Below are 18708 nucleotides of genomic sequence, written 5' to 3'. Positions count from 1 at the left end.
TGTCTGTATGTTGACTGTGCGGGAAATTCGGGAAAAATATCTTCAATTCTTTGGAAAAAGAGGGCACGCTCTGGTGCCTTCGTCGTCTCTGGTCCCGGAGAATGATCCGTCAACACTCTTTACAGGGAGTGGCATGCAGCCGATGGTGCCATATCTTTTGGGCGAATCACATCCTCTCGGGACACGACTCGCGGATTCGCAGAAATGCTTCCGTTCGCAGGATATCGAAGAAGTGGGAGACAATCGGCATACGACGTTTTTTGAAATGCTTGGCAATTGGTCGTTTGGCGATTATTTTAAGCGGGAACAGATTGCGTGGATGTGGGATTTTCTGACCAAGGAGCTTGCTCTTGATCCGTCCAGACTTTACTTTACGTGTTACAGCGGCAATAGTTCCCTCGGCATTCCGCGTGATGAAGAGTCGGCACAACTGTGGAAATCGCTTCTGGAACAATCGGGAGTTTCTGTGACTATTGTTGAAGATGCTGAAGAAAAAGGGATGCGTGGCGGGCGAATTTTTTACTATGGCGACAAGAAGAATTGGTGGTCGAGAGTTGGTGTGCCGGAGAATATGCCCAGTGGTGAACCAGGCGGTCCGGATACGGAAATGTTTTGGGATTTTGGCGAATATCGGGGTCTTCACGAGGCATCGGTCTGGAAGGATGCTCCTTGCCATGTGAATTGTGACTGTGGGCGATTTGTCGAGATCGGCAATAACGTATTCATGGAATACATAAAAACTGCCGAGGGATTCGAGAAGCTTCCGAAGCCGAATGTTGATTTCGGAGGAGGGCTTGAGCGGATTGCGGTAGCGGTACATGATGATCCGGATATCTTTCGGGTCGATGTTTTTTATGATGCGTGCGCAGTTCTTGAAACGCTTTCGGCGAGGCGGTACGGAGAACGCCGAGAGGACACCTATGCTTTTCGAGTGGTTCTCGATCATCTTCGAGCGGCAACTTTTTTGGTGGCGGATGGTGTTATGCCGTCAAATAAGGATCAGGGATATTTTGTACGCCGACTTATTCGTCGTGCGGTTCGTTTTGGAAAAGAGCTGATGATTTCGGATAACTTCGTTGACAGCATAGCTCGCTCGTTTATTCACTCCTATTCCAGTGTCTATCCGACTTTGGCCGAGCAGGAGGAGGGGATACTGCGCGCACTGAGCGATGAAGAAGTGAAATTTCGAACAACGCTTGATCGTGGGATGAGAGAGTTTGATAAGCGGATCGAGTCCGGGAATCTCTCGGGGAAAGACGCTTTCGATCTCTTTGCGACATATGGATTTCCCTATGAAATGACGCGTGAACTTGCCAGTGAGAATGAAATCTCCATTGATGAGTCGGCGTTTCATGATGAATTTGAGAAGCATCGGACTCTCTCTCGGACGGCATCGGCAGGGAAGTTTAAAGGGGGTCTTGCCGATACCAGTGAAAGAACAACAAAATTGCACACGGCTACGCATCTCATGCTTGCGGGACTTCGGAAATACCTTGGCGAAGGCGTGCATCAAGCGGGATCGAACATTACCGAGGAACGAGCGCGGTTCGATTTCACCTATCCGGAGAAAGTTCCAAGGGAGGTGCTTGATAAAGTTGAGTCATATGTGAATGAGGCGATACGGGCGAATTGCATGGTTGAGACGGATATTATGGATAAGGAGACGGCTCGATCGACTGGTGTTGAAGGGAGTTTTTGGGAAAAATATCCGGATAAAGTGACTGTTTATTGTATAAAAAGTGCTGATGGAACGGCATACTCCGCGGAGCTTTGCGGCGGACCACATGTTGTTGCTACTGGTTCGATGGGACACTTTCGAATCGTAAAGGAAGAGGCGTCCTCGGCTGGTGTGCGGCGGGTGAAAGCAGTGTTAGAAGACGCTGTTTGACAAAATTCGTATTCTTGAGTAGAGTGAATATTGCTTTGTTTTAGGGGCTTACACTATGATTGCTATTATTAAGACGGGAGGGAAACAGTATCGAGCGCTTGAAGGCGAGAAGCTTCGCTTGGAGAAAATAGAAGGGGGTGTTGGTGATGTCATTACCTTTTCCGAAGTGCTCTTGGTAGGGGATGAACAGTCGGTACAAGTAGGGACTCCATTGGTCTCGAAAGCTTCTGTAATTGCTAAAATTGTGGAACAGGGGCGGGCTGATAAGGTGTGGGGTATCAAACATAAGCCGAAGAAGCGGTATCGGATGAAATTTGGTCATCGTCAGCCATACACAGAGGTTGAGGTGACAAAGATTGCTGTTGCAAAGTAGATAATTTTTTTCGCATCTTCTTTTTGTGAGCTACCTGAATTGTACAGGTAGCTTTTTGTGTGGTTGCGTGCTCTTTGAAGGGTGGATATTTTCGTCTATAATAAGGACGCGTATTCTTTTGGGTTTATTCTCCACTATGCATCTCCTTGCTCTTTGGATAGTCAATGCCGTGCTCTTTTTGGTTATTGCCAATATTGTTCCGGGCATTGAGATTCGTGATTTTGGAACAGCTTTGTGGTTAGCTCTTCTCTGGGGATGTATTAGTATCACAATACGTCCGATTCTTCTCCTTCTTACGCTCCCGGTAACTATTTTGACGCTCGGTCTTTTTACATTCGTCGTAAACGGGTTTCTTTTCTGGTTGCTCTCTCAGATGGTGTCGGGATTTCGAGTCACTTCTTTTGGGTCAGCGCTTCTTGGTGCTTTTCTTTTCTCTTTGCTCGGTTGGGCGTTTGGTCGGACATTTCGGAAGTCGGGTGAGTCGTGATGGATGCGTGGCCTCTGATGTATGAAGGTAGCGTTGGTGCATGATTATTTGGTTCAGTACGGAGGAGCTGAACGGGTGCTTGAGGTGTTTGCGGAAATGTTTCCGGAAGCGCCGATTTTCACGCTCATTTATGATAAGGAGGCGATGCATGGCGCTTTTGAGGGTCGGGACATTCGTACCTCATTTCTCCAGAGAGTTCCTTGGGCAAAGCGAAATCACCGGTTCTTTCCGGTGCTTATGCCGCTTGCCATAGAACAGTTTGATTTTCGAGGGTTTGATTTGGTTCTGTCTGATTCTTCGAGTTATGCCAAGGGCGTGATCACAGATCCTCGCACGACCCATGTGTGCTATATGCATACGCCCATGCGGTATGCATGGGATGACTGCCACAAGTATGTTGAAGATTTCGGTCTCCCTCGTATCGTAAAGAAAGCTATTCCCTTCTTCATGAGTCCGGTTCGTCTTTGGGATCAGGTGAGCGCGAATCGACCGGATTTTATTATTGCGAATTCCCAATTTGTTGCCGATCGCATATGGAAATACTATCATCGTTCGGCAGAGATTATTCATCCGCCAGTCGATGTGCGTGCGTTTGGTCTGATGCCTCCTGCCGGTAGAGAGAATTATTTCCTGATGGTGGGGAGACTGATCGCTTACAAACGGCACGATATTGCTATCCGAGCCTTTAATGAATTGCAGCTCCCATTGAAGATTATCGGAAGAGGTCCTGAATATGCTCGGTTGAAACGGCTTGCTGGGCCGACCGTGGAATTTCTGGGACGCGTTCCGGATGTCGACTTGCCGCGTTATTATAGTTCATGCCGAGCATTTATTTTCCCACAGGAAGAAGACTTTGGCATCGTGGCTTTCGAGGCATTCGCATCCGGAAGGCCGCTCATTGCATTTCGTGGCGGTGATATTCCGGAGCACCTTGAAGAGGGAAGGATGGGTGTATTCTTTGAACGACAGACAGTTGGCGATATTGTTGCCGCTGTGCGAAAATTTCGCGATCATGATTATGATGCCGAAGATATTCGACGGAAATCGCTTGCTTTTGATCAGTCGGTGTTTTCGGAGAAAATTCGGTTATACCTCGATCGAGTTCTTCAGAAAAGGCAAGAAAGATTCCTTGGATGACGTTTCTCTTCTTGTAAATTGTGGCACGAGCAAACAGATATAGTGTTGATGATCTACTCCATATCGATGATGTGAATGGCATCGCCAATGGATACGAATGCGGTTTGAGTGGTTTCATTGATGGAAAAATGTGTTGCTCCTTTGAGGGCGTCGTGTGCATATTGTGCCGTGATTGACCCGGTATCGACATCGTAGCGGACAATGCGTCCCACGGTGCCGTCAAGTATAAAGAGCTGCCCTGAGTTCTCTTGAGAAGTGACAAATATATCGGTAGGGAAAATCGGCGTTGTCGAGGATTCAAATATTTTTGCTTGCAGGTTTCCGCGGAAATAGACATGAATACCTGAGGTGTCAGCGATAAAGACGGAATCGCTTACGGCAATTGTGGATTCCGGCTGTATGGACACGGATTCTCGGAACCACGATGTTGCGGGTCCGAATCCGCCCTCGGCGCGCGGATAGCGAGAAAGCACGTTGTCTGCAGGGTCCAGTGCATAGAGGTAAGTGGATGATGCGGCAATATTGGTGATATCGGCTGCGTTTGGAAGTAAGGAGTGTTCATCGGCAAAGCGATGTGTGGCGGGAGTGAAAAAGAGAACGGCTCCATCTTCGGTTAAGATAAGAATGGCGCCAAGATCCGGCATAGAGGCTCCCCGTTTTGCTGTCTTGCCATCCGGGTAGGCTGTTCTTATGGCATTTTCTCCGTCTGATCCGGCTGCGTAGATCGCGTCTTTTGTGATAAAGAAGACGTTCTCCTGAAGACTCTCGATGCTTACGATATCGGCAATGGTTGCTATGGCGGGTGATTGCTCTACGAAGTGTATGTTTGTATCTTGACTGAGTTCTCGCACTGTTTCCTTGGATGTATCCTCGATTTTCTCAGATTCTTCGAGCGTTGTTTCTGTGGATTCCTTTCTTGTGACCAATGTCCAGGCAAGTAGGAATATAACGCTTATGCCGACAATGGCAAGCCCTGTTTTTCTTAGTGTCTGTTGTTTTTGTGTGGGAAGAGTGTCGAAAAATGTCTTCAGTCGGGAGAGGATGTGTGTGCAATGCAACAAAATCGCTTTTCCTGCTTGAAATAATCGACCAATGATGGCAGTGGATGCTGATTCTCTGCGCATGGGGACGTGCTCGGTGGCTTGTTTAACCGAAGCAATATAAGGGACTATGTGAATAGTTCTTCGAATTTTCTCAATGAATGTTTTTGGGATCGTCGACCATTGGGATGGGGGTTGTTCATCGAATGTGGTTTTGGTGGCGGCGAGAGGAGTATGGCGGGGTTCGAAGTTCTTTGATGATGTCGATGACGATAGTAACTCAGCTGTTTGAGATATCTTCGAGAGTTGGTTTTCTCTTGAAGCGTAGATAGCGGCGATTATTTTGGAGGTAGTGCTTGTGATAAACGACCATGTCGCTCGAGCTCCGGAGAGTAAAGCGGGAATCAAGTTTCTTCCGAGGCGCGTTCCGAAGTCTCGAATCGATGTGCTGATGTCCTCGAGGAGTATACTCATGCGTTCCCATGTTTCGTTTGTTTCCTCGGCCGGCGCTTCTCCGGTGACATAGATATGTCCCGTCTTATCGTCAATACGATCTTGTTCGTGGTTCTTTTTCTCTCGCAAAGTATCCTCAATGCTGTTGCCGAGTTGTTTCGAAGATTCGAAAATCGTATGGCTCCAAGCGTTTGGTATGGAATCAACGGTAGCGAGCGTACGTTTCGGAGCTGGCTTTCGCTCGTATTCCGTTATGGTTCCAATCGTGATGAAAACACTGGCGGATATATCAAGCTGGTTGATGGCGGCTGTTTGTAGGAACTGTTCAAATTGGTGATTCGGTAGTCGGTTGGCAGACCGTTCGAGTTCTGTTTCTGAAAGAATAGAGAATATTTCCGGTGTTGTAACGAGTATTCGGTCTCCGGGCGAGATTTTTCCGCTGGCTACATCGGTAAACGTTTTCATCGGATGATCATTGTCCGGATCAGCCAGTCCCTCGCTGATGTCGGAAAGTCGTTTCTCTCGAAAGAGGAGTACCTTTGCTTTTCCTGCAACTGAAAAATGCAGATTGTTTCGTTCGATAATGCACAGTGCTGCGTCGAGTGTGCCGATCCACTCGGTATTGCCTTCTTTGGCGAGTTCGGCGAGTCCGACATTGACTTTGTGAAGCGCTGCCTCGAAACTTTCGATGGCTCCTCTGCGGGGATTTCCGTAGTATTCCTTCTTGGCGAGCGAGGAAAGAAAATTTACGATGTAGGCGGAGTGCTCGCTCCGGTCTTGTATGGTCATGGCGCCAGCAAGCATACCGAGAGGTTCTCGGGCGATATTGTCCGGGAGATGCTGAAAACAAACCGAATACGGCTTCAAAAAACCGTTTCGAGCAACGGATATTTCAGCGGCCGTCGGCGCAATTTTCTCCGGCGCTTTCGGCGCAGCAGTCTTTCTTGCCATAGATGTCGTTTATTATACCACAGAACCGTCAGTATCTTCGGTATGGCCACAATGTATTCTCGAGTGATTTTGTGGCTGTTTTGACTTTCCCAGGGCCGATTCGTATAATTGAGGGAAAGGTGCGGGTGTCCTCTTTATCATACTGATATGTCTGACATGTTTGAGACGCTGTTCGGATCCAAGACTCGCGCACGGTTGTTGCGGCTTTTTATTCTCAATCCCGAGAAAGCATACACGACGGAAGAACTGGCGGAAAAGGCGATCCTTCTGCGAAGTCCTCTTCTGCGCGAAGCGCGTCAGCTGGCGAAGATCAAGTTTGTCATAGAGCGCACGAAATCGGGGAAGCCGATTTTCTCAATGAATCCGAACTTTCCTTTTTTCAATGAACTCCAGTTGCTTTTTGCTCGTCCCGACTCAAGCGTGTATGAGAATATGTTTAAGAAGCTGCAGGCTGTGGGTGATGTGCGGCTGCTTCTGGTGTCGGGCATCTTCTTGAACTACCAAAAGAGTAAAGCCGACATGATTCTTGTGGTGAATAATCCGAGTCGTGCGAAATTGAAGGGTGCGATCGGGTATATCGAAGCGGAGATTGGTCGGGAGATTCGTTTTGTCCTCATGAATGGAGAGGAACTACAGTATCGTCTGAACATGATGGATCGTTTCCTTATGGAATTTCTCGAAAACCCCATGCAGGAGATAGTGAACAAGGTTCCTGAACTCAAGCGTTTTGTTGCCGGGCTTCGTCGATAATATCTTTACTATGGAGGTGCTTTTTCTATCGGTAGTTATTCTGCTTATTGGTGTTGTCATTTTTTTGGTATACGACCGGTTTCGTGCAGGGAGTCAATCGGGGAAAACGGAATCGGATATGCTGCGCGAGGATATGGCGCGGCGTATGGAGGAAATGCATCGAAACATGTCGGAGGATATGCATCGCTTCTCATCGTCGTTCTTGCAGCAAATGGGAAATTTTCAGACGAATGTCAGTCATCGCCTTGAAGACAATACCACGCGGCTCGACAGTCGACTCGATGGAGCGGCGCGCTCGTTTACCGAGGTGCGCGCGGAAATGGGCCGCGTGCGAACAGAGGTCGGGGTAGCGCTTGAGGAGGTGAAACATTCGAGCAACCGCATTCTCGAAGTGGGGAAGGACGTGCGTTCTTTGCAGGATATTTTGCGTTCACCGAAGTTGCGCGGCGGGTTCGGGGAGCTGCTGCTTGAGGACATGTTGTCTCAGATGCTGCCGCGGGAATACTATACGGTGCAGCATTCTTTCAAGAGTGGAGATGTGGTTGATGCGGCTATACATCTGAAAGGAGGCATTATCAGTGTCGATTCGAAATTTCCGCTCGAGAATTTTCGAAAACTGATCGAGTCCGGTTCGGACGAAGAACGGAAACAATTCCGAAAACTCTTTTCGTCTGATGTGCGCAAACATGCTGATGCTATTGCTCGGAAGTATATCGTACCCGAAGAGGGAACACTCGATTTTGCACTTATGTATATTCCGGCGGAGAATGTGTACTACGAGATTGTTGTAAAAGACAATGAAGGCGATGGTTTGGCGGAATATCTTTTTGCTAAGAAAATCGTCCCGGTTTCGCCGAATTCATTTTATGCCTATATGCGGACACTGCTCCTGGGTCTCCAGGGTATGCAAATTGAGAAGCGTGCCAAAGAAATTATGGGGAATTTAGATCGCCTCGGTCGGGAGTATGATCGCTTCTCCAGGGAGTTCGAGACACTCGGCGGGCACATTACCAACGCTGCGAAAAAATATGAAGAGGCAGACAAGCGTCTTGGAAAGGTGGAAGATCAGATTGCGAGAACTCGTATTGAAGGTGACTCGGAATCCTCCGGACCGGATATGATTGCCTCTGTGGATCATTGATCTGACAGCGTGTGCTTTGAGCGGATTCGTTTTCTTTAGTATTCTGGGTGCGTGTGAGCATGTGGTTTGAGTTGAATGAAACTGTAGCGGTTTTTGTCTACTCTTGGGAAGAAGTGATCAGAGCGAGATGGAATGCCTATGATATTTGATGCTTCGGATATCGCACATAACTCTCGAAAGCCTTCTCTTTTCCGACGCGGTACCGCGGCTGCGTTTTTCTATGCATCGCTTGTATTAGCAGTTCCACTCTGGTGTCTGCCGGTATTCTTTATCGGCGTCGGAAATAGCACTACGGTGCTCCGATACAATGCATATTTCGGAGTCGACCTGACGGGAGCATCATGGCAGACATTGTTTGTTCCGGCAGTGACTACTTTCTTCTTTTTTGTAAACACTATACTCGCATTTCTTTTTGTCCGAAGAGGAGTACCTGTTTTCGGGACACTTCTCATGGTAGCCTCTTTCTTTCTGCAAGTGGCGGCGCTTATTGTCGTAAGCGCTCTTATTTTGGTGAATTGATTGTTGCCATGGATATTTTCTTGTATCTCTCGCCGTTTCTGACGGGTTTTGTGATATCGACCGCTCTTCTCTTTACTGCGCGAACACTCTTTCTTCGCATGGAAAGTCGTTTTGCAGTGCCGGTCCGTCGATTCGGCGGTGTGGCAGTGATCGGCTCTTTTGCGCTTTCGATTCTTATGAATCCGCATTTGGTTCTCACGCCGGCTATTCTCGGAATAATTATAGGATCCATCGGAATTCTCTTTTTCGGTATACTGGACGATATCGCCACTTTGAGTTGGAAACTTCAACTGGCATTTCAGATATCTCTTGGAGTTATATTATTCGTTTCCGGCTTGAGAATCTTTTCTTTGCCAGTGCCGTTTGTCGGACAGGTATTTGTGGATACATTGCCTGGCGGAGAAATGCTTGGCATTATCGTGTTGATTCTTTGGGTTGTCTTTGTTACGAATGCATTGAATTGGGCGGACGGTATTGACGGGCTTCTCCCGAGCATATCAATTTTCGCATTCTTTGCATTGTTCTGTCTCTCTATATCTTCGCGGGTGGATCAGCCGCCTCTTGGCATTATTGCTGTGGTGTTGGCGGGAGCAGTGCTGGGTCTTCTGGTGTTTAACTTTCCGCCATCCTATTTTTTCCCGGGTACTACAGGCTCATTCTTTATAGGGTTCTCACTGGCGTCACTCTCTATTTTGTCCGGTGCCAAATTGGCGACAGCCATTCTCGTCTTATCTCTCCCAATGCTTGATGCGATTTGGGTGTTTGTCGAGCGCCTGCGGTGTGGACAGTCACCGTTTCGTGGCGGTGATCTTCGTCATCTCCACTATCGTCTGCGTGAACTTGGGTGGTCGGATCGTGCCATTGTTTTGGGATATGCAGCATATACGGCTCTTGTCGGAGGCATTGCGCTTTCATTCGGATCAACCGGTAAGACAATAGCCTTTCTCGTTCTGAGTATTCTGGTTGGTGTATTTCTCTTTCAAATACAGAAGAGAGTTGGGTTGGCAGGGTCGTTTTCGGCTTCCCAAGAGTTATGAAACATCGAAGAGTTATTTCCGTGTTTGGAGCATTGTTTGCGGTTCTCTTTGTGTTTTTACTTTTGAGTGCATACCAGTCAGAGGGTCCGCGGGTTCGTATTGGGAGCGCTTTGTTTTCTGTCGATATCGTTGATGAAGGGGAAGATCTTGAGCGTGGATTGGGCGGAAGAGATTCGATTTGTAAGACTTGCGGCATGCTTTTTCTTTTCGATCATGCCGACCAATACGCTTTCTGGATGAAGGATATGCGTTTCCCGCTTGATATACTTTGGATTCGTAATGGAAAAATCGTGCATATTGAACAAAATGTGGATTTTCATAATCAGCGGCGCGTATATCGCCCCAATCAGCTTGCTGACCGTGTGCTCGAAGTGAATGCCGGTTCATGTCAAATATGGAATATACGGGAAGGTGACAGCGTGTCTTTTGAGGAATTGTGAGAGGTTTCTTGAATAAAACAAAGAGAGGATGAGTGTGGAAAAACACAAAACCCCGCGTTGCGGGGCTTTGAGGTGCCAATAAAAGAACGAAAAGTCGAAAACAAATTTGCTTTGTTGAACAGTCCCTCTGTCTCTCTCCCTATCAATCCTATCAAGTCGGTGTTACATTCGTTTCTTGCCCACTTCTCTTGCATCAATTGACTGCGACCTGCCCTCAAGAGAGCGTGAGGCTTTGCGGTGTATGCTTAGCGGAGAGAAGGCGCTCGGTTCGAATATTTCTTGAGATTCGTGAGTTGTTGATCATTGAGTTGCTTCGACTTCTCGATAGCTTCTCGGATGAGATCTTTGGAAAACTCTACGCTGGTGCCGACACGAATGGGTCCGGAGACGGTGTGTTTGCGAAGGTAATCTTCGATGTACACCTTATGCTCTCTGGATATTGCTGAGTCGGGGTTTTTCTCGAGAAAGTTAGCAGCTGCTTGTCGTGCGAGTAGTGTCAGATTGTCGCCGCGAGCTGCCGTTTCGATGAATGCTGTTTCAGTTTCTTTGCTCTCTGTCATGACTGGTGCCGGCTTTGTTGTGTCGACAGGCTTTACTTCGGCTGGTTTGGCAGTAGCTGTGTTTTCAGCAGCGTCTTCTTTCTTGACCTCCGGCGCCGTATCAGCTGTTTCGTCTTTCTCGGTGTCATCTTGAGCTATCTGATCATCAGGCTGAGTTGCCTGATCGGACCCATCGCTGGATGTTGTCGTTTCTTCGGTGAGTGCTGGCGTCTGTGAGCGCTGGGAGTAAGAGTAGATGCCGCCCGCTATCGCGAATACAACGAGTATGCTCAAGATGATGCGGAGATTGTCTTCGAGCCATGTTTTCAGTCCGCCTTCTTCCTCTTGGTAATCTTCCTCTTGGTGTTCGTCTTGCATATGTGTGTCACCTGCCTTTCTAGTATTCAATCGTTAACAGAAATCACTGAGTAAGCCGCTTGCGTTGAAGTCGGATCGACCGTCTTTGTTTATTGTACGGCGCGCTATTTTTGGCGTCAACTGGACAATATGTTGGCTTTGTAGTTTAATATCCCGTACGTAATCGGATGTGTATTTGCTTCGAGGGTACGAAGTGCTTGTAGCTTCTTTCTTGTTTATGAGGGGTGTCCGATGCTACAATCGCTCTGTGTGTTTCACGTTTTAATATTGATTTTTAGGGGGAGTATTGTCGAGCGCTCTTCTTGGAAAACTTAAGTATTGATTGTTTTTGTTGCCCTTTCCGTTATGGATATACAGAGAGAACTTGCTCACTTCAAGGTTCGGGTTGATCGGGAAATTGCTCGCTATCTTGATCGAACTATTTCTGAGACAACGAAGCATGATCCCTTCATGACTGAGGCGCTTCGATATGTAAAGTCGCTGGTTTTGTCCGGAGGGAAGCGACTGCGGGCGTCGTTTATGTACTATGGGTACCTCGCTGCCGGCGGTACGGATCGAGAACGAATGCTTCGTGCGACAGTCTCGATAGAACTGATCCATATTTTCTTGCTCATCCATGATGATATTATTGATCGCGATGAAAAACGACACGGCATTGAAACGGCTCATGAGCATTTCCGGTTCGCTGCGGAGAAGCTATTTCCACATGCTGATTCGGCGCACTTCGGCAGTTCGATGGCGATTATCATCGGCGATATGGTGGGCGCTCTCGGCAACCAGATTATATTCGAGTCTGGATTTCCTCCCGACCGGATCCTTCGTGCGCTTTCGAAATTGCAGGATATTATTTCGTTCACGGTAGTGGGGCAGGCAAAGGATATTCTGATAGAATTCGCCGGGAAGGCGACAGAAAAAGAGATTCTCGCTATGTACGAGCACAAGACGGCTCGTTATACCATAGATGGACCGCTTCAGTTGGGCGTGATATTGGCAGGGGGGTCCGAGGAATTGGCAGATGCATTCGGACGATATGCGATTCCCCTTGGCATTGCTTTCCAAATTCAGGATGATATTCTTGGTGTGTTTGGGTCGGAAGAAAAAGTGGGGAAGCCTATTGGATCGGATATCGAAGAGGGGAAAATATCGATACTGGTCTCGCGAGCGCTTTCGCTTGTCTCGAAACATGCGCAGCAGGAGCTTTCTGAAATACTGCGAAAGGGCAAGGATCTCTCTCGGCAGGATATCGATAGATTTCGCGAGATTCTCATAGAGTCCGGTGCGCTTGCATCGGCGAAAGAAACAGCGAAGTCCTATATCGACATCGGGAGACGGGAGATTGTGCCGATTGAACTTCCGGCGGAAGCGAAAGATTTTTTGATCGGCATTGCCGATTATATGATGAGTCGGGAATATTAGGATATTAATTTGGTTTTTTCTTTGAGCGTATGTCGCAGCCGATCTCCTCTGTTCCTGCCCATGTGGCTCTCATCCCCGATGGTAATCGTCGGTGGGCAAAGGCGCGCGGACTTGATCCTTGGGATGGGCATGAAGCGGGTGCCAAGAATACCGAGAAAATCATAGAGAAGGCGCGCGAGCTCGGTATTCGTTCGTTTTCGTTTTGGGGATCGTCCATGGAGAATCTCACGAAGCGTCCGTTTGAAGAAAAGCGCGCTCTCCTTCGTATCTACGGAGAATATTTCACACGCATGATTGAGAATGAAACAGTGCATCGAGATCGTGCGCGTATTCGCATGATCGGTCATTGGCGAGAACAATTTCCGGACGGTCTCAAGAAGATTCTTATTCGATGCGAGGAAGAGACAAAATCGTATGATGATTACTCACTCAATTTTTTCTTGGCGTATAGCGGGAATGACGAAATGTTGGAAGCGGTCCGATCACTCATTTCAGCTGGCGTATCGTCGGAATCGGTTTCACCGGAACGACTGAAAGCGGCCCTTATGACACGCGACCTTCCGCCGGTTGACTATCTCATTCGGACCGGAGGTGAGCCCCATCTCTCTGCCGGGTTTATGATGTGGGATATCGCTGATGCGCAGCTCTATTTTTCCGAAAAACTTTACCCGGATTTCGACGAACAAGCCTTTGCCGAATCAATCGAGGAATATGCCCGTCGCGCCAGGCGATTCGGAAAGTAATGGACAAGAAGGGTGAAAGTATATATGCGTGCTGGAAAAGTCAGGTGTAGAGGGAGAAAATATCGAATGTTTTTGCGCCTTCCGTAGCAGGGGCGCTTTTTGATAGGAGATTTCTTTGAGTGCTCTTCGCTGTCGGAAAAACTGCGCCGGGTATTTCTATATGTAAAGTAAACTTGACATTGATCGGTTCTGATTTACAATGCAGTTATTGAGTGACAGAAGAGTAGGAGAATAATGCTCTGTTGAGATGATTGCGCGTGATAGCTCTTCTGCACGAGAAGCTTATGAATGATGTGCTGAAAAACAGCGTCGAGAAGTATCGGAGGGAGCGAGGCATTACTCAAGAACAGCTGGCTGAATGCGTCGGCGTGACAAGACAGACGATTATCGCGCTTGAGAAGGGGCATTATGGGCCGTCGCTCGTGCTTGCCCTCAAGATAGCTCGGTTTTTCCGGAAAAATGTGGAGTCGTTGTTTGTATTGAAATAATCTATTTTTTCATCATCTTCCATGGGTGTTTTCTCGGAAAAAATAGTGGCAATAGCACTTATTGTCTTACTCATCTGCTTTATAAATCCATTTGATTTTCTCATGACCGATGCGGTGCATATGACATTGCTTGGCGGTATTGCGGCGGTGTTCTCCGCTTTTGCTGTGTTGCTTTGGAGGGAACGAGCTGTTGATGAGCGAGAATATCTGCATCGGTTTATTGCAGCGCGTTTTGCGTATATTGTCGGAGCAATGCTTCTCCTTCTCGGGACGGTCGTTCAAGCATTTTCCCATAGTATCGACCCGTGGATCCCTTCCATACTTGCGGGCATGGTTTTCGCTAAGATAGCCGGTCGATCATTTGCCCGGCGCCAGTATTGATTGTCTGTCATTCTTCAGAAGATAATTCATAAAATATAAACGTATGAAAGCGCAGAAAGCATTATTGGCAGTTGTTGTGGTCGTTGTGACAGGTATTGGTTTGTGGGCTGTTTTTCGAAACGATCGCGATGATCGGTCAATGATGGAACCAGCGGATAGCATGCAGGATGACGGAGCCTCTCGTATGAGCGGCGAAGCGGCAATGGAAGAGGAGAATATTGATGGTGAAATGATGGAGAGTGGCGATGGGATGGGATCGAACGGTATATCGACCGATGTCGCCGACAGGCAAGAGACTTCTTCGATAACTGGTGTGAAGGGTTCCGGAGAGTATATGGATTATACTAAGAGCGTGTTTGATCAGGTAATTGGAAAGCGGCGAATCCTTTTCTTTTATGCGAATTGGTGTCCGATCTGTCGTCCTGCTGATGCGGATATTCGTGAAAATATTGCGAAACTGCCCTCAGATGTTGTGGTGTTTCGCGTGAATTACAACGACACTGACACGGATGATGATGAGAAGATGCTTGCCAAAGAATACGGTATTACGTATCAACACACCTTTGTTCAGGTTGATGGAAATGGCGGTGCAGTTACAAAATGGAATGGCGGAAAAATGGCGGAGTTGCTCAGCAATATAAAATAAAAAAGAGTTCCTATGATACTTCTTGTTTTATTCGCTTTTGCGGCTGGAATCGTAACGGTGCTCTCGCCGTGTATTCTTCCGGTGTTGCCGATTATTCTGTCGTCGAGTGTTGGTGATGCTGCAATAGGGAAGTCGCGGCCGATAGGCGTTGTTGTTGGGTTTGTTTTGAGCTTTACGCTGTTCACGCTCTTTCTTTCGGCGATTGTAAACGCAATCGGCGTGTCTGCTGATACTTTGCGACTTCTTTCGGTGGTTGTGATTGCCGGATTTGGGTTTTCTCTTCTGGTGCCACGAGTACAGCTTGCGCTTGAGGCACTTTCCTCAAAGTTGACTCGATTCATTCCGACGGTTTCTTCCAGAGGCGGATTTCTTCCAGGTCTCTTTATCGGTGTTTCTTTGGGGTTGCTTTGGACGCCGTGTGTGGGTCCCATTCTTGCTTCGGTGATTACGCTTGCGGTAACGGGCACTGTATCTTTCTCGGCATTTCTTCTCACTCTGGCGTATTCGGCGGGTGCGGCGTTTCCGATGCTTCTTGTGATGTGGGGAGGGCGAGCGCTCCTTCAGCGAGTGCCATGGCTTTTGTCTCATGGTGCGGCGATTCAACGAGCATTCGGTGTGGTGATGATAGTGACGGCATTTGCCATATTGGTGCAGGCGGACCGGAAATTTCAAACATTCGTGCTTACGGTGTTTCCAAACTATGGTTCCGGTCTTACCTCGTTTGAAGATACCGGATTTATTCGAGGAGAATTGTCAAAACTGCGCGGCGATCAAGTGGTGGGAGGAGATGCTGGTTCGGATATGACTGGGAAGCCACTTTTTGATTTGCAGCCAAAGGGTGTTCCGGCGCCGGAAATTATTTCTGGAGGCGTTTGGATTAATAGCGAGCCGCTCTCACTCGAAGCTCTTCGCGGTAAAGTCGTGCTTATCGATTTTTGGACCTATTCGTGCATCAATTGTCAGCGGACGCTTCCGTATCTTCGAGCGTGGAATGAAAAATATGCCGACAAAGGATTGGTGATTATCGGTGTGCATGCGCCGGAATTCGAGTTCGAGAAAAGCGCCGACAATGTCCGGAAAGCGGTTGCTGACTTTGGTCTCACATATCCGATCGTGCAGGATAACAACTTTGCGACCTGGCGAGTCTATGACAATCACTACTGGCCGGCAAAATATTTTATCGATGCGGAAGGGAATATTCGGTATCACCATTTCGGCGAAGGCGATTACGACGGGAGTGAGCGTGTCATTCAAGAACTTCTCCGAGAAGCAGGGGAACAGGATGTGCCGACAACGACGGATAATCCTTCCTATACGGTCTTTGCAAGAACGCCGGAAACTTATGTGGGTTCTGCTCGCATGGAGAGATTCTCCTCGCCGGAGCCGATACAAATCGATATGCCAGCAATATATACGGCGCCGAGTGCACTCTCTTTGAGTCGATTCGCTTTTTCGGGAATGTGGACGGTCGGGCAAGAATATGCGACGCCGTCACCCGGCGCCGAACTCGTGTTCGAATTTGATGCGCAAGATGTATTTTTGGTGATGCGGCCGGAGCGTGCGGATGTTTCTGCTCGTGTACATGTTTCTCTGGATGGGGTAGTTCAGAGTTTTGGCAGTGATAATGAAGGTGGTACAGTGACTGTTGATAGTGATCGGCTCTATCACTTGATTCATCTTTCTTCTCCCGGACAGCATCTCTTACGGCTCAAATTTGAGGAGGGCGCTGCTCATGTGCACGCTTTCACATTCGGGTAGATCGAAGTGCTATACTGAGAGCATGTTTCGGAGAATACTTCAGTCTGTTCGCGTCGCTTTGCGGAATCTTTCCGTTGCGAAGGGGCGTACGATACTCACGGTGCTTGGCATGGTGATCGGCATCGCCGCGGTCTTCCTTGTTATGTCTATCGGCGCGTCGGCGCAGGATTTTATATTGGGCCAGATCAGGAGTGTCGGATCGAACTTGATCGCGGTGCTTCCGGGTGCGTCCGATCCGAAGGGGCCGCCCGCAAGCGTTTTCGGCGTCGTGACGACGACCTTTACCAATAAGGATCTCGATGCGATTTTGCAGAAGAGTCGTGTACCGCATATTGTTGCCGGATCGGGCTATGTGACGGGTTCGGCCACGGCGACTTTTCAGGGAGAATCGCTGTCCGTATCGTATCAGGGTGTCTCCGCGGCGCTTCCTCAGGTCGAGAACCTCCCATTGGCTCATGGCAGGTTCTTTTCTGCGGATGAAGTATCCGGACTCGGTCGTGTTGCGGTTTTGGGAGCGACGCGTGCGACGGATTTGTTTGGGACGGAAGACCCGATCGGAAGACGATTCTCTCTGGGAGATACGAGCTTTACGGTAGTCGGTGTTCTCGAGTCGAAGGGGAGCTCGAGTTTTTCGAATACGGATGCAACGATCTATATCCCGCTCGAAACCGCTCAGAAAATATTGCTTGGTATCGACTATCTTAATTTCGCGCGGCTCAAGGTGGATGACGAGAAAAATATTTCGCATACGGTCGACACGATACGCGCGCTTCTTCGCGATCGGCATCGTATCAAGACGGATTCGCCCGACGATTTCTCAATTCGGAACACTGCCGACGCGATCTCGATACTGGGATCGATCACTGATATACTCAAATATTTTCTTTCGTTCGTTGCCAGTATATCGCTTTTTGTGGGCGGCATCGGTATCATGAATATCATGCTGATTGCGCTTAAGCAGCGCATCCGCGAAGTGGGGCTTCGCAAGGCGGTGGGTGCGCGCGATTCGGATATCTTGGTGCAATTTCTTATCGAAGCGGTGTTTCTTTCGCTTCTCGGCGGGTTTTTTGGTTTTGTCTTCGGTGTCCTGTTGACCTATCTTTCCGCACTCGGCATACGTGCGGCCGGTTACGAATGGACATTTCTTCTCACCTTTCAAGCTGCCGGTGTCGCCTTTGCTGTTTCGCTTCTTATCGGTATTATCTTCGGCCTCTATCCCGCCCGCCGCGCCGCCCGCGTCTCCCCGATGGAGGCGCTGCGGTATGAGTAAATCGCGTTTCCAGGATGTCTTATCATTTGAGTTAAATCCACTTCTTATTTATGGAAAAATCCCGACTTGTCAAAGTTGTCACGGTGGTAGCAGTCATTATATCGGCAGTCTTCTCGCTCGGTGGAGCGTTCAATGTTGGTGAGACTGGATTTTGGATGGCGACGCCGTTTATGGCGTTTCTCATAATATTCTCGTTTCGATCGGGTCAGAAATACCGCAAGATGTTTTCTATCGTTTTTATCGCTGTGTGCATAGCCATAAGCATGACGCTCTACAAAAATCCGTGGGTGTTTCCGATTCTGCAGGAAGGGACGCAGGTGGAGGTTCTAAAGGATAGTTTTTATAGAGGCTTTAGCGATGGAAGCGGTTCTTTTATAGAGAGAAAAGATGTTTATCCTGATAGACCAACGGCAGAGCAAAAAAATCAGGTTGATGTTTTTTTGGAAGATAATCAAATGTCCTCGATACAAATCCGAGACGAGATGTTTATTCCATCTGCACTTAAAACAATACACAAGTTAAAGGCGGGTCAACGTTTTCCGGTGCTTGGGGTACATAATTCCATCGGAACAAATTGGAAAAGTAGAAACTATCTTGTGACTGCGTTGGGTCATATAAGTGAAGATGAAATACAGGAAGGAAATATACGAATTGTTCCGGATTTGCCCATACAGTCACAATGGTCAAAATACTTGGGCAACCTGATGTATTGGCCGGTTTCTGTATTATTGGTGCAGTCGTATGTCAGAGAGTTGGCGGATTTTAATAAGCACTTTCCATTTATGCCACATTGAAGTTCGGTGATGTAATATCTGATCTCTTTCCTATCGAAAATCGAAGAACCTTTGTTTTTCTCTAAGGGATTCATGGGGA

General features: G+C 48.1%; 19 protein-coding genes. 17 read left to right on the top strand and 2 right to left on the bottom strand.

Features of this window, described 5'->3' with window-relative positions:
• Positions 1 to 7 precede the first annotated feature (7 nt).
• The 4 genes from IPK84_00920 to IPK84_00905 all read left to right on the top strand — a co-directional run bounded on the left by IPK84_00920 (position 8) and on the right by IPK84_00905 (position 3885).
• The gene (locus IPK84_00920; GenBank protein ID QQS15915.1) at positions 8 to 1888 is read left to right on the top strand and encodes an alanine--tRNA ligase; all 1881 of its coding nucleotides are present in this window, start codon (positions 8 to 10) and stop codon (positions 1886 to 1888) included.
• Positions 1889 to 1943: 55 nt separating this feature from the next.
• Positions 1944 to 2261: a 50S ribosomal protein L21 gene (rplU, locus tag IPK84_00915; GenBank protein ID QQS15914.1), complete on the top strand. Its 318-nt coding sequence runs from the start codon at positions 1944 to 1946 to the stop codon at positions 2259 to 2261.
• Between the two features lie 136 nt (positions 2262 to 2397).
• Entirely contained in the window at positions 2398 to 2748 is a 351-nt protein-coding gene (locus tag IPK84_00910; protein QQS15913.1) for a phage holin family protein, read from the top strand.
• Positions 2749 to 2769: 21 nt separating this feature from the next.
• Complete coding sequence (locus IPK84_00905) at positions 2770 to 3885, top strand: glycosyltransferase (GenBank protein QQS15912.1); 1116 nt, start codon at positions 2770 to 2772, stop codon at positions 3883 to 3885.
• A 53-nt stretch (positions 3886 to 3938) separates the two neighbouring features.
• Here the strand turns inward: IPK84_00905 and IPK84_00900 are convergent, their stop codons facing one another.
• Positions 3939 to 6329, bottom strand: coding sequence for a hypothetical protein (locus IPK84_00900; protein QQS15911.1), 2391 nt, complete (start codon positions 6327 to 6329; stop codon positions 3939 to 3941).
• 147 nt (positions 6330 to 6476) lie between these two features.
• Between IPK84_00900 and IPK84_00895 the strand changes: the two genes are divergently transcribed.
• From IPK84_00895 to IPK84_00875, 5 genes are all read left to right on the top strand, one after another.
• Positions 6477 to 7079 carry a hypothetical protein gene (locus tag IPK84_00895; protein QQS15910.1) on the top strand — a complete coding sequence of 201 codons (603 nt, stop codon included), beginning with the start codon at positions 6477 to 6479 and terminating at the stop codon, positions 7077 to 7079.
• Positions 7080 to 7089: 10 nt separating this feature from the next.
• A complete protein-coding gene (locus IPK84_00890) occupies positions 7090 to 8220 on the top strand; it encodes a DNA recombination protein RmuC (GenBank protein QQS15909.1) in 1131 nt (376 codons plus the stop codon).
• 132 nt (positions 8221 to 8352) lie between these two features.
• Entirely contained in the window at positions 8353 to 8739 is a 387-nt protein-coding gene (locus IPK84_00885; GenBank protein QQS15908.1) for a hypothetical protein, read from the top strand.
• Positions 8740 to 8747: 8 nt separating this feature from the next.
• Entirely contained in the window at positions 8748 to 9776 is a 1029-nt protein-coding gene (locus tag IPK84_00880) for an undecaprenyl/decaprenyl-phosphate alpha-N-acetylglucosaminyl 1-phosphate transferase (protein QQS15907.1), read from the top strand.
• Positions 9773 to 10216: a DUF192 domain-containing protein gene (locus IPK84_00875; protein ID QQS15906.1), complete on the top strand. Its 444-nt coding sequence runs from the start codon at positions 9773 to 9775 to the stop codon at positions 10214 to 10216. Before IPK84_00880 ends, IPK84_00875 begins: the two co-directional genes overlap by 4 nt.
• 245 nt (positions 10217 to 10461) lie before the next feature.
• Here the strand turns inward: IPK84_00875 and IPK84_00870 are convergent, their stop codons facing one another.
• Positions 10462 to 11133, bottom strand: coding sequence for a hypothetical protein (locus IPK84_00870; protein QQS15905.1), 672 nt, complete (start codon positions 11131 to 11133; stop codon positions 10462 to 10464).
• A gap of 345 nt (positions 11134 to 11478) precedes the next feature.
• Here IPK84_00870 and IPK84_00865 point away from each other — a divergent pair, with 345 nt between their 5' ends.
• The 8 genes from IPK84_00865 (at position 11479) to IPK84_00830 (ending at position 18629) form a co-directional block, all read left to right on the top strand.
• Positions 11479 to 12549, top strand: coding sequence for a polyprenyl synthetase family protein (locus IPK84_00865; protein ID QQS15904.1), 1071 nt, complete (start codon positions 11479 to 11481; stop codon positions 12547 to 12549).
• A 29-nt stretch (positions 12550 to 12578) separates the two neighbouring features.
• Entirely contained in the window at positions 12579 to 13292 is a 714-nt protein-coding gene (uppS, locus tag IPK84_00860; protein QQS15903.1) for a di-trans,poly-cis-decaprenylcistransferase, read from the top strand.
• 296 nt (positions 13293 to 13588) lie between these two features.
• The gene (locus IPK84_00855) at positions 13589 to 13780 is read left to right on the top strand and encodes a helix-turn-helix transcriptional regulator (protein ID QQS16245.1); all 192 of its coding nucleotides are present in this window, start codon (positions 13589 to 13591) and stop codon (positions 13778 to 13780) included.
• 21 nt (positions 13781 to 13801) lie between these two features.
• On the top strand, positions 13802 to 14161 hold the full coding sequence (locus tag IPK84_00850; protein ID QQS15902.1) for a hypothetical protein: 360 nt from the start codon (positions 13802 to 13804) through the stop codon (positions 14159 to 14161).
• A 43-nt stretch (positions 14162 to 14204) separates the two neighbouring features.
• Positions 14205 to 14807 carry a thioredoxin family protein gene (locus tag IPK84_00845; protein ID QQS15901.1) on the top strand — a complete coding sequence of 201 codons (603 nt, stop codon included), beginning with the start codon at positions 14205 to 14207 and terminating at the stop codon, positions 14805 to 14807.
• Positions 14808 to 14819: 12 nt separating this feature from the next.
• Entirely contained in the window at positions 14820 to 16565 is a 1746-nt protein-coding gene (locus IPK84_00840) for a cytochrome c biogenesis protein DipZ (protein QQS15900.1), read from the top strand.
• Between the two features lie 22 nt (positions 16566 to 16587).
• Complete coding sequence (locus tag IPK84_00835) at positions 16588 to 17835, top strand: ABC transporter permease (GenBank protein ID QQS15899.1); 1248 nt, start codon at positions 16588 to 16590, stop codon at positions 17833 to 17835.
• Positions 17836 to 17885: 50 nt separating this feature from the next.
• Positions 17886 to 18629 carry a hypothetical protein gene (locus IPK84_00830; GenBank protein QQS15898.1) on the top strand — a complete coding sequence of 248 codons (744 nt, stop codon included), beginning with the start codon at positions 17886 to 17888 and terminating at the stop codon, positions 18627 to 18629.
• The last annotated feature ends 79 nt before the right edge of the window (positions 18630 to 18708 follow it).

It is taken from the genome of Candidatus Moraniibacteriota bacterium, assembly GCA_016699875.1.
Taxonomy (GTDB): domain Bacteria; phylum Patescibacteriota; class Minisyncoccia; order Moranbacterales; family UBA1568.
This window is presented reverse-complemented; position numbering and strand designations above follow the sequence as displayed.